The organism is Actinospica acidithermotolerans, from assembly GCF_018139625.1.
Classification (GTDB): Bacteria; Actinomycetota; Actinomycetes; order Streptomycetales; family Catenulisporaceae; genus Actinospica; species Actinospica acidithermotolerans.
Map to the genome: position 1 here is coordinate 1 of NZ_JAGSOH010000176.1, position 11258 is coordinate 11258.

Here is an 11258-nt window from a genome sequence, read left to right on the forward strand (position 1 = left end):
GGCGCGGCGGGCCCGGCGAGCGCACGGCGCATCAGATCCAGCGCGCGGGTCTCGCTCGGCGCCTGCCCGAGCACCACGCCGAGGTGCTGCACGGCCTCGTCCGGCCGGTTCTGTCCGATGAGCAGCTCCGCCAGGTGCAGCCGCAGCGGCACGTCCGCCGGCGTCGTCTCGACCGCCCTGCGCAGGCTGGCTATCAGCGGATCATCAGCCACCGGATACTCCTGTCGGTTCGTCGCACGCGGCCGGGGACCGACGCGTGGATGCCGTCCAGGCTAACCCTGCCGTGATCGCGCACGGAAGGGTACCCCGGGACGATGCGGGACATAGTTACAGACTCAGGACCAACCCTGCCCCCGCCGCGGCGGATAAGGGGCTTGCGGCGATTGCTGTGGGTAAGGCTGCTGGTACGGTGGGTATTGCTGCGGCGGGTGCTGCGGGGCGGGAATCGGGGCGGGCTGCTGCGGATACGGCTGCGGTTGCTGCGGCGCCGGTCCCGGCGCCGGCGAGTGCGGCTGCACCGGAGAGTACGGCTGCGGATACGCCTGCGGCTGCCCCTGCTGCGGATACGCCTGCGGCTGCTGCGGCTGCCCCGACGCGTTGACCGCCGTCACGAAGGCCGTCGCCTCCTCGCGCCACATCTTGTGCACCTTCAACCGCACCTGGTACCACTGCCCGCGGTCGTCCTGCATCTGCGCCGAGACGCGGAAGTGCGCCACGCCGTTGTCCGGCGGCAGGAATCGCATCGCCGTGCGCGGCACTCGCCCCAGCACGGTCGTCGGGTTGTTGCTGAAGCGCTTCGCGCCGACGAACAGCACGAAGTTGGTGGAGAGCAGGAGGAAGATCGGGTTACCGGTCGGGTTCAGGAACGGCGTCTCGCCGTATTCGGCCTCGAAGAGGCCGTGCAGCTGCTCGCCGGGGGGCAGGAACTCCGCCTGCCGCGATCCGAACTCGCCCTGAATGGATGACTTGCTCACCAGCATGCCGTCCACGGTACCGGCGCCCCGGGTCCCAAGCCACCAAGCAAACCCCTGATCTCCTCCGGCTCCCTGAAGTTCCCGTTTTATCGATTCGTGATGAAGCCGAGGCCGCCGCGTTGCCGGTCTCGCAGCTGGTGCCCAGCCCCGCGTGAGCTGCCTCACGGCAACGCGTTATATCGTCTTTCTGTCAGCCGGATGTCAGCGTCGCGTCAGCCGGCACTCATACGGTTCTCATGGCCGCAGCGCGGCGGCCGCGACCGCCGACCCGTCGACCGTAGACCCAAGGGGGATCTCCATGGCTTCACTCGCACGATGGTGTTTCCGGAACAGAGGCAAGGTCCTCACGATCTGGATCATCCTGCTGATCGGCATCGGCGTCGGTGCCAACCGCTGGGGTGACTCGTACAACACCTCCTTCTCCATGCCGGGCACCGACTCGACCAAGGCGCTCTCGCTGCTGCAGAGCATGGACGCGAAGGCCGCCGGCGACAGCGACCAGATCGTGCTGCACGCGCTCGGCGGAACCAAGCTGACCGACCCGGCCGTCGAGCAGTCCGTCGAGACGATGCTCGGCAAGGTGGCGAAGATCCACGGCATCGTCGGCGCCTCCGATCCGTATGCCGAGGTGGGCGGCAAGCCCAGCGGCGCGATCAGCTCCGACGGGACCATCGGCTACTCGACCGTCCGGTTCCAGGGCAACCAGGCCACCATCAAGCTCGACGACGTCAAGTCGCTGGTGAGCACGGCGCAGAGCGTGGCCGGCTCGAAGCTCGAGGTCGAGCTCGGCGGCCAGGACATCGCGGGCACCGAGCAGTCAAGCACCGGCAGCTCCGAGCAGGTCGGCTACATCGCCGCGCTGATCGTGCTGCTGCTCGCGTTCGGCTCGCTCGTCGGCGCGCTGCTGCCGATCGTCGTCGCGATCTTCGGCCTCGGCGTCGGCACCTCGCTGATCGTCATCGCCTCGCACGGCCTGACGATCCCCGCGCTCGCGCCGATCCTCGCCGCGCTCATCGGCATCGGCGTCGGCATCGACTACGCGCTGTTCATCGTGACGCGGTTCCGCAACGGGGTGCGGTCCGGGCTGACCCACGAAGAATCCGTCGTCAGAGCGCTGGACACATCCGGCCGCGCGGTCGTCTTCGCCGGCACCACCGTCTGCATCGCGCTGCTCGGCATGCTGACCACGCGGATGAGCTTCCTGTCCGGTACCGGCGTCGGCGCCGCGATCGCCGTGGCCACCGTCGTGCTCGCCGCGATCACGCTGCTCCCCGCGCTGCTCGGCTTCCGGCCCATCGGCAAGCGCGTGCTCTCCCGCAGCGCCCGCAGGAAGCTGCGGGCCTCCGGCCCGGTCACCGGCGAGCCGACCGGCATGTGGGCGCGCTGGGCGAAGTTCGTCGAGAAGCGCCCGAAGATCCTCGCGCTCGCCGCGGTCGTCGTCATGGGCGTGCTGCTCATCCCGACGCTGTCGGTCCGCCTCGGCTCCTCCGACCAGGGCAACGACCCGAGCACCACCACCACCCGCAAGGCCTACGACCTGCTGGCCGAGGGCTTCGGTCCTGGCTTCAACGGCCCGCTCGTCGTCGTCGCGCAGCTCGGCTCCTCGAGCGACGACGCGGCCGTCACGCAGCTGGCCGCGCAGATCCGCACCCAGCCGGACGTCGTCGCGGTCATCCCCGCGCCGGTCGTCCAGGGCTCGTCCATCGCGACCATCACGGTCGTGCCGGGCAGCTCGCCCGAGGCCGTGCAGACCACCGACCTGGTGAACAACCTGCGTGACAACGTGGTTCCGAAGGCCGAGCAGGGCACGACGATGCACGCCTACGTCGGCGGCACGACGGCGATCTACGAGGACTTCGCCAGCGTGATGAAGTCCAAGGTGCCGCTGTTCGTCGGGGTGGTGGTCGCGCTCGGCTTCCTGCTGCTGATGATCGCGTTCCGCTCGCTGCTGGTCCCGCTGGCCGCGGCGGTGATGAACCTGCTCGCGGCCGGCGCGTCCTTCGGCGTGATCGTCTGGATCTTCCAGTACGGCCACGGCTCGGACACGCTCGGGCTCGGCGCGGCGGGGCCGGTGGAGGCCTGGCTGCCGGTCATGATGCTCTCCATCCTGTTCGGCCTCTCGATGGACTACCAGGTGTTCCTGGTCTCCCGGATGCACGAGGAGTGGGTGCACACCAAGGACAACCGGCGCGCGGTGCGGGTCGGCCAGGCCGAGACCGGCCGGGTGATCACGGCCGCGGCCACGATCATGATGTGCGTGTTCCTCTCCTTCCTACTGCTGGGCCAGCGCCCGGTCGCCGAGTTCGGCATCGGCCTGACGGCCGCCGTCGCGCTGGACGCCTTCGTGCTGCGGATGCTGCTGGTGCCCTCGCTCATGCAGATGCTCGGCAAGGCGAACTGGTGGCTGCCCGGCTGGCTCGACCGGATCCTGCCGCACTTCTCGGTCGAGGGGGACGGCACGCCGCCGGTCGGCAAGGACTACCTGGACCCGGACCTGTTCCGCACTCGGGCCGAGCGCAAGGCGGCGAAGGCGGCCGGCGCCGACGCGCTGCCCGGCCAGCAGGCCGGCGAGGCCGAGGAGGACGCGGCCCCCAGCGGTCGCCGCTGACGAGGCAGACCGCGCCGCACACGACGTCGCCCGGGCCGATCGCGAGGGGATCGGCCCGGGCGAGGTGTCTTCGCCCACTGACCGAGTAGCCGGTTCGGTAACAGCCTGGCGCCAATCGCGTCCCCGCAAGGTATTTCTCATGGGTGCCCAAGCGACCGCTCACCCCGCCCGGAAATCGTGGCTTCCGTTCCGATCCGAGAACCGATGATCTGACGGACCCGAGAGGGAGCGAGGGGTAGAGCGCATGGCAAGGACGGGTACACGCACCGGTAGACGGAAGATCGCGCTGCGGTTCGGGGCGGCGGTCCTGGCGGGCGGCGCCGGCCTCGGCCTGGTGGCCGCGTGCTCCGGATCGTCGTCGAGCAGCAGCTCCGGCGGCGGTGGCGGCAGCAGCAGCACGCAGTGCGCCGGCATGCCGAGTGGCGCCTCCGGAGCGCGGCCGACCGGCAGCTTCACCGGCACCCGCCCGACGGCGATGCCCAGCGGCATGAGCAGCTTCAGCGCGCCGAGCGGCGGCACCAGGCCCTCCGGCGGCAGCATGCCGAGCGGGATGAGCGGCTGCGGCGGCGGCATGGGCGGCGGCAACGGATCGACCGCCAGCAGCTGAGCGGGCGCGGCCGCAGGTGGATCGCGGCGGGTCGGGCATCGCCGGGGTCGGTCGATTCCGGTTCGCCGCTATCCGCTCGCGGAGATAGATCGCGGCGGGTCGGGCGTTGCTGCTACGGCTCGCGCAGGTGCGTCGCGGCGGGTCGGGCTTCGCCGGGGTCGGTCGACTTCGGTTTCGCCGCTATCGCTCGCGGAGGTGGTTCGCGGCGGGTCGGGCTTCCCGAAGTTCGTCCGATTCCCGCTCCGATTCCGGCTCCGGCTCCGATTCCGATTCCGGCTTCGCCGCTACCGCTCGCGGAGGTAGATCGCGGCGGGTCCGGAGTCGCCGGGGTCGTCTGACTCGACCGGGCGCACGTCCACGAGCCGGAACCCGTTCTTCGCCAAGACCCGCCGCGATGCCTGATTCGCCGCCTGCGGCACCGACGCGATCCCGCCGATCCGCGGATACAGCTCGAACACGAGCGCGCAGAGGGCGCCGATCACGGCGGTGCCGAGGCCGTGCCCGCACAGCTCCGGCGCGCCGATCAGATAGTCGATCCCGGCGACGTCCGGCAGTCCGATCGTGCGATCCCAGGCCGGATCGTCGGCGTGCAGGTAGGTCTCGCAGAACCCGACCGGCACGCCGTCCGCAAGAACCAGGAACAGCCGCGTCGGGTCGTCGCCGTCGATCGCCGGGCCGTAGCGCGCCTCCAGCGCGTCGAAGCTCGGGTCGTCGCGCCGCCACCAGCGGGCCACATGCGGCGCGTCCAGCCACGTGGCCAGCAGCGGCAGGTCCGCGCGGGTGAAGGGCCGGAACGCGATGTCGGCCACCGGCTCAGATCGCATCCCAGGGCACTGCCTCGTACGCCGCGTGCAGCGCCCCGGTGAACTCCGCGGCGATCGGCATCTCGACGTCGTCGATTCTGGAGACCGCGGCGATACCGCGCGAGTTCGTCAGGCACGCGCCCGCGAAGTCGCCGACCTCGCCGAGCGTGACGCGGGCCGTGCGCGACGGCATCCCGTACCCGGCCAGCCGCGGCGCCACGAGCTGCATCGTGATGCCCGCCAGCACCGGCGCGTCCGGCCACACGACACTCGATCCGGCAGCGTCGAAGAACGCGATGTTGGCGATGCCGGACTCCGCCACCGTGCCGTCCTGCGCGACGAGCAGCGCGTCGTCGTACCCGGCGTCCTCGGCACGGTCGATGAAGTAGCTCTGCGCGAAGTCGCCCGGCCGCTTGATGTGCGCGACGGCCCGCTGGTAGGTCACTGACTTCAGCCGCTGCGTCGCGTCGGCAGCCATCACGAACGGCGGCCTGACCAGCACGAACACGCGCACGCCCGGCCCCTCGCCCGCCCCGCGCACGATCACGCGCACGGACGCGTCCGCGGTGCCCGCCCTGAACAGCGCGTGCCGGATCAGCTCCCTGACGCGCTCGCCGTCCAGCGGCGCGCCGAACGTCGCGCGGTTCGCCTCGTCGAGCCTCGTGAGGTGAAGGTCGAGGCCGCGCGTCCGGCCGCCGCGCACCTGCATGGCCGTGAAGTGGCCGAAGGTGACCAGCGCCGCGTCCTGCAGTTCCTCGCGCGTCGGTTCGTGGCCGTCGACTTCGAGCATCATGACTCGGCCTCGACGACGGTCTCGACCGCGAGCTCAGGCTCCTCGGGCTGCGCGGGAACGACGGCGGGCGCCTCGGCTGCCAACTCGGGCGTGTCGCCGGCTGTCTCTGTGGCGGTCTCCGCAGGGACGCCCTCGGCCGCAACAGACCCCGGCTCCGCCCGCAGCTCCCTGATCACCGCCCACGTGATCGAGACCAGCGGCACGGCGACGACCGCGCCCAGCAGCCCCGCCGACAGCGTGCCCGCGATCACCGAGACCGCCACCACCACCGGATGCAGCTGGACGGCCCAGCCCATCACGAGCGGCTGCAGCACGTGCCCCTCGATCTGCCCGAACACCACGATCAGGATGACCACGATGATCGCCGTCGTCAGCCCCTGGCTGGCCAGCGCCACGACCGTGGCCACCGCCATCGCGATCGGCGAGCCGATCAGGGGGATGAAGCTGGCGAAGAACTCGAGCAGCGTCAGCGGCAGCACCAGAGGGACGTGCAGCAGCTTGAGCGAGATGCCCACCATCACCGCGTTGGCGGCCGAGACGAGGATGATGCCGCGCGTGTAGCCGGCGAAGGTGTGCCACGCCGCAGCGCCGCAGCGCTGCCAGGTCGGGCTGACGGAGTCGGGCAGCTGGTCCTGGAACCAGTGCCACATCCGGTCGCCCGACTTCGCGAAGAAGATCGAGCAGAAGAACGCGAGCGCCAGCACGGTCAGCACATCGACGATCCGGCCCGCGCCGTTGAGCGCCTGGTTGAGCAGCGTCGTGCGGTGTCCGGAGATGTACGAGTTGAGCTTGCCCTGCAGGTTGGACAGCGTGCTCGGATTGACGTGGAAGGGCTTGGCCTCCAGCCACTTCTCGATCCGGGACACGCCGCTGTGGAACTCGCTGCCGAGGTAGTCCGACTCGTTCGCGACCGAGTTGCCGGCGAACCAGAACAGCCCGCCGACCAGCCCGAGCCCGCACAGCGCGGTGAACAGCAGGGCGAGCGAGCGCGGCATGAGCCGGGAGAGCACGTTCACCGGCGGCCGCAGCAGCGAGGTGAAGATCAGCGCAATGAACAGCGCAACGAAGATCAGCTCGAAGCGCATCGCCACCAGGAACACCACGTAGCCGAACGCGCCGAGCAGCAGCACCCGCCACGCGTAATCGGATACCTGACGCAGCCTGGGGCTGACATCGCGTGGTCCGCGCTCTTGCATACTCGGCCCAGCTCCTGCCCGTCTCGACGACCCGCCGCCGCCAAGGCTATCGGTCGCGGCCGCGGCAGTGCGCGCGGCACACCCCCGGCAGACCTGCCGAGACGGCGGATGGTCAGCCGACGGCGCCCGATCCCACGTGCGCCGCAAGCGCGGTTCGTCGCCTCGCAGTCGTCGGTTGCGTGCGCGTCGGCCGGGGTGGGCCAGGCTCCTGCTCAGCTCGCCGCGGCCGCCGGACGTGACCGTTCCCCACTACCATTCGCCTGCAGATTCCGCCGCATCGCGTTGAGCTGGGCCTGGAGCGCGCCGCGGCCTCCGGCGTGCCCCGCGTGCCGGGACGCGGTCAGCGGGCGGGCCGGTGTGCCGAAGTCGGCGACCGCCTCGGCCGCGCGCTGCATCCTGCGCACGCCGATCCACAGCGGCGAGTGGCGCAGGCCCTGTGCGGCGAGCCTGATCGTGATCTCCCCGGCCAGCGTCGTGATCCGGCGCGCGGCGGCCGATGTCAGCGATCTGATGAGCGCGAGGACGGGCGGCGCCAGCGGCGCGGCGGTATTCATCAGCTCGTCGTTCAGATCGCGCAGCGCGTCGGCGAGCCCGAGGATTCCCTGCCAGCCCTCGGAGCCGACGATCGGACCGCTGGCCCGCGCCGCCACCTCGTACGCGTCCTCGAGCTCTGTCAGCAGCTCCGCGAGCGCGGCGGGTGCGATCCGCTGCCCCTGCGCAGAGAGCGCCGGCATGCCCGGAAGCTCGTAGCCCGGCTGCTGCCCGGAAAGCTCGCGGTAGACGGCCGTCGCCGCCATGCCGAGCTGGATGTGACGGCCGAACACGCGCGGCCACTGCGCGGGCTGCGGCACGAGCGCCGGAATCAGCGTCCTGTGCACCAGGTCCGCGCCCTCGCTCAGGCCGATCTGGTGCACGCCCCTTGCCGCGGCCGACGCGCCGACGCCGACCAGCCGCCGCGGTCGCGCGATGCCGGCGTTCAGGCCCGAGCGCAGCGTGGCCGCTATCTCCCTCGCCCCGAGGCCGGCCGATTGCGCCGCGCGGGTGAGCTCGGCCTCGACCTCTGGCTGGGGGAGCAGGCCGCTGCCGACGAGCGTGCCGAGGCTGTACGCCGCCCGGTTCAGCGTGTCGTTGCGGGTCCCGACCCGGGCCGCGGCGACCCGGCCGATCTCCCGCTCCAGCGCGGTCCGGGCGTACGCCTCGCCGAGCTGCGCGCTCACCGGGCCCAGCGCCGTGGACAGCGAGAACGGCTCGCCGGCCGCCGGCCGGTCCTCGATCGGGCGCAGCAGGGCGCCGATCCAGTCGGGCAGCGGCACGATCGGCGCGTCCACGATCACCCGGTACTCGACGCCGTCGACCCGCGAGCCGGGCGCCACCACGTAGCCGCCCGCGCCCCGCGTGTCGATCAGCGGGCCGAGCCGGCGCACGGTGTTGCGCGGCGCCGGCCCGTCCACCGGCGGCCGGAAGTACAGATGCCGTCCTCCGCTCGGCGTCTGCACGGTGAAGGTGCGCGGCAGTTCGCCCTCGTGCGCCGCGGCGAGCTCCCGCAGCACCTGCCACCCGTCCGTCGCCCCCTCGGCCGCCTCCGCCTCCGCCGCGCTCTTCGCGACATCGAGGTCGAGGACGACGAGGTCGCTGGGCCCGCACGCGACGCCGTGGTTCGCGTGCGGGCCGCCGGTGAGCTGCCGCAGCCGCAGCGGCGAGGTCGTCGCGGCGTGCTCCCAGTCCCGCGCAACCGCGGGCACCTTCGTGCCCGGCCGCAGCGGGAACAGGGCGAAACCGCGCGCCATCAGCTCGGACGGCGTGGTCGGCGGCCTCGGCGCGGACGCGTGCTGCTCGCTCATCGCAACCCCTCCTTTCGAACAAGTGTGCTACTCATTCGCGGCGGAGGCAAGGGGACGGGGGATGGCGGCGCGGTGGCGCGGAAGCAACCGGACCCGGCGTGCGTTGACCCGATCGATCGAGCCGATCACGCCCTTACCCTGTATGGAGGCACGGTGCCGCAGAGCACGGAACCCCTGCGCAAACTCGGATTCCTCACGATCGGCCTGTTCGACGAGGCCGATCCGCGGCCGGGCCACGAGACCACGCTGAGCGTCATCGAACTCGGCGAGCGGCTCGGCTTCGACAGCGCCTGGGTGCGGCACCGGCACCTGCAGTACGGCATCTCCTCGCCGATCGCCGTGCTCGCCGCGGCCACCCAGCGCACCCGTCGCATCGAGCTCGGTACGGCCGTGATCCCGCTCGGCTGGGAGAACCCGCTGCGCCTCGCCGAGGACCTCGCGACCGTCGACATCCTCTCCGGCGGACGACTCAACCCGGGCATCAGCGTCGGGCCGCCGATGCACTACGACACCGTCAAGGAAGCGCTCTACCCGGACACCGGCGACGTCGAGGACTTCACGTACACGCGCGTCGAGCGGCTGCTCTCGTTCGTGCGCGGCGAGAAGGCCAGCGATTTCAGCGGCAAGGTCGGCATCGAGGACTTCTCCGACCGCGTCCAGCCGCACGCGGCCGGCCTCGTGCGGCGCATGTGGTACGGCGGCGGCAGCCTGCGCTCCGCGCAATGGGCCGGCGAGCACGGGATGAACCTGCTGACCAGCAGCGTCGTCAAGGCGGAGGAGTCGGAGGACTTCGCGGAGGTCCAGCGCTCGCAGATCGAGACGTTCCGCGCCTACCACCCGGACGGCAAGGCCGCGCGCGTCTCGCAGGGCCTCGTCGTCATCCCGACCGACTCGGCGTCACCCGAGCAGCGCGCCAAGTACGAGGCCTACGTCGCCGCCCGCACGCCGCGCACCGCGACACCGCAGGGCCCCGCGCGCATGATGTTCGCGCGGGACCTCATCGGCACGAGCGGCGAGATCGCCGAGCAGCTGTACGCGCATGCGGGTTTCCGCGAGGTGGACGAGGTCGCCTTCGCGCTCCCGTTCTCCTTCCAGCACGAGGACTACGTGCAGATCCTCACCGACATCGCCACGAAGCTCGGGCCCCAGCTTGGCTGGCACCCGAGCTCCGTGCCGTCGTCCTGACTCCGTGCTGTCGTCCTGACTCCGTGCCGTCGTCCTGACAGAGCGCCGAGCAGGGCGCTAGGCGATCGGCGGACGCGGCGCCCCGGTGGGGCTGCTCAGCAGCCCACCCGGCTCGTCCGGCAGGTCGATCGACGACAGCGGCCGCGCGACGTCCTCGAGCGAGCGGCCCTCCGCGTTCACGCCGAGGGCGAGCTCGACGAGGGCGCCCGCGATCATCACCGCCGCGCCGATCAGGTAGCCGATCCACAGCTTGGAGTGGTGCTCCAGGAAGTCCGCCGACTGACCGCTCGTGTTGCCGATCAGCTTGCCGTAGAACCACGGGCCGAACGAGCCGAAGCACTGCGCGATCGCGAAGAAGACCGCGATCGCCTTCGCCCGCACCTCCACCGGGAAGATCTCGCTGACCGTCAGATAGGCGGCGCTGGCTCCGGCCGAGGCGAAGAAGAAGATGAAGCACCAGCAGATCGTCTGGGTGAGCGCCGTCAGCTGGCCTTCGTGGAACAGCAGGGCGCTCACGGCCAGGCCGATACCCGCGATCAGGTACGTGCCCGTGATCATCGCCCGCCGCCCGATCGTGTCGAACAGATGCCCGAGCACTAGCGGACCGGCGAGGTTGCCGAGCGCGAACGCCATGAAGTAGTACGCGGTGTTGCCGTCGGGGACGCCGTAGATCTTCGTCAGCACCAGCGAGTATGTGAAGAAGATGGCGTTGTACAGGAACGACTGGGTGATCATCAGCGACGCGCCGAGGATCGAACGGCTCGGATAGCGCCGGAAGAGCGTCTTCGTCAGGGTCCAGTAGCCGACCCTGTCCGCGGGCAGGATGTCGATCGCCTTCGACTCGTCGACGGGATCGAGCGTGCCCCCGCTCTGCCGCGTCATCTCCTCGATATGGGCGACCGCGGCTTCGGCTTCATCGACCCGGCCGTGCATCACCAGCCAACGCGGGCTCTCCGGCAGGTTCCGCCGCACGAACAGGATCACCAGGCCGAGCACCGGGCCGAACAGGAACCCGATCCGCCACGAGTAGGCGACGGGCAGGTGCTTGATCACGGCAAGCGTCAGCACCGACGCCAGGAACGCGCCGGCCCAGTACGTGCCGTTCACCGCGATGTCCACCCGGCCCCGGAAGCGCGCCGGGATGAGCTCGTCGATCGCGGAGTTGATCGCCGCGTACTCACCGCCGATGCCGGCACCCGCGATGAACCGCGTCAGGTTGAGGTAGAGCACCCACCCCTCGCCCCGCCCGAA

At 71.1% G+C, this 11258-nt stretch carries 10 protein-coding genes; 3 read left to right on the top strand and 7 right to left on the bottom strand.

The genetic code is table 11. The features are described from left to right. Both KDK95_RS32210 and KDK95_RS32215 read right to left on the bottom strand, forming a co-directional pair. Positions 1-212, bottom strand: a 212-nt coding sequence (locus tag KDK95_RS32210; RefSeq protein WP_212522133.1) for a tetratricopeptide repeat protein, incomplete at its 3' end; no start/stop codon positions are given. A 123-nt stretch (positions 213-335) separates the two neighbouring features. Continuing rightward, positions 336-989, bottom strand: a complete 654-nt coding sequence (locus tag KDK95_RS32215; protein WP_212522134.1) for a hypothetical protein — start codon at positions 987-989, stop codon at positions 336-338. A 283-nt stretch (positions 990-1272) separates the two neighbouring features. Here KDK95_RS32215 and KDK95_RS32220 point away from each other — a divergent pair, with 283 nt between their 5' ends. Together KDK95_RS32220 and KDK95_RS32225 are read left to right on the top strand one after the other, a co-directional pair. Continuing rightward, positions 1273-3582: an MMPL family transporter gene (locus KDK95_RS32220; RefSeq protein ID WP_212522135.1), complete on the top strand. Its 2310-nt coding sequence runs from the start codon at positions 1273-1275 to the stop codon at positions 3580-3582. A 244-nt stretch (positions 3583-3826) separates the two neighbouring features. Further along, a complete protein-coding gene (locus tag KDK95_RS32225; RefSeq protein WP_212522136.1) occupies positions 3827-4189 on the top strand; it encodes a hypothetical protein in 363 nt (120 codons plus the stop codon). A 284-nt stretch (positions 4190-4473) separates the two neighbouring features. On the opposite strand, the gene KDK95_RS32230 is transcribed toward KDK95_RS32225, so the two are convergent. The 4 genes from KDK95_RS32230 to KDK95_RS32245 form a co-directional block, all read right to left on the bottom strand. Beyond that, the gene (locus tag KDK95_RS32230; RefSeq protein WP_212522137.1) at positions 4474-5013 is read right to left on the bottom strand and encodes a GNAT family N-acetyltransferase; all 540 of its coding nucleotides are present in this window, start codon (positions 5011-5013) and stop codon (positions 4474-4476) included. After that, the gene (locus KDK95_RS32235) at positions 5003-5785 is read right to left on the bottom strand and encodes an aminotransferase class IV (protein WP_212522138.1); all 783 of its coding nucleotides are present in this window, start codon (positions 5783-5785) and stop codon (positions 5003-5005) included. The genes KDK95_RS32230 and KDK95_RS32235 overlap by 11 nt, the downstream gene beginning before the upstream one ends. Beyond that, positions 5782-6981, bottom strand: a complete 1200-nt coding sequence (locus KDK95_RS32240; RefSeq protein WP_212522139.1) for an AI-2E family transporter — start codon at positions 6979-6981, stop codon at positions 5782-5784. Before KDK95_RS32240 ends, KDK95_RS32235 begins: the two co-directional genes overlap by 4 nt. Before the next feature lie 212 nt (positions 6982-7193). Then, entirely contained in the window at positions 7194-8822 is a 1629-nt protein-coding gene (locus KDK95_RS32245) for a bifunctional DNA primase/polymerase (RefSeq protein WP_212522140.1), read from the bottom strand. A gap of 153 nt (positions 8823-8975) precedes the next feature. Between KDK95_RS32245 and KDK95_RS32250 the strand changes: the two genes are divergently transcribed. After that, the gene (locus KDK95_RS32250) at positions 8976-10007 is read left to right on the top strand and encodes an LLM class flavin-dependent oxidoreductase (RefSeq protein ID WP_212522141.1); all 1032 of its coding nucleotides are present in this window, start codon (positions 8976-8978) and stop codon (positions 10005-10007) included. Positions 10008-10064: 57 nt separating this feature from the next. On the opposite strand, the gene KDK95_RS32255 is transcribed toward KDK95_RS32250, so the two are convergent. Continuing rightward, the coding region (locus KDK95_RS32255) for an MFS transporter (RefSeq protein WP_212522142.1) at positions 10065-11258 on the bottom strand (1194 nt) is incomplete at its 5' end.

Excerpts from the sequence above, each read along its gene's own strand:
- KDK95_RS32225 (WP_212522136.1), top strand. The coding sequence starts at position 3,827 with ATGGCAAGGACGGGTACACGCACCGGTAGACGGAAGATCGCGCTGCGG.
- KDK95_RS32220 (WP_212522135.1), top strand. The coding sequence starts at position 1,273 with ATGGCTTCACTCGCACGATGGTGTTTCCGGAACAGAGGCAAGGTCCTC.
- KDK95_RS32240 (WP_212522139.1), bottom strand. The coding sequence starts at position 6,981 with ATGCAAGAGCGCGGACCACGCGATGTCAGCCCCAGGCTGCGTCAGGTA.
- KDK95_RS32245 (WP_212522140.1), bottom strand. The coding sequence starts at position 8,822 with ATGAGCGAGCAGCACGCGTCCGCGCCGAGGCCGCCGACCACGCCGTCC.
- KDK95_RS32235 (WP_212522138.1), bottom strand. The coding sequence starts at position 5,785 with ATGATGCTCGAAGTCGACGGCCACGAACCGACGCGCGAGGAACTGCAG.
- KDK95_RS32230 (WP_212522137.1), bottom strand. The coding sequence starts at position 5,013 with ATGCGATCTGAGCCGGTGGCCGACATCGCGTTCCGGCCCTTCACCCGC.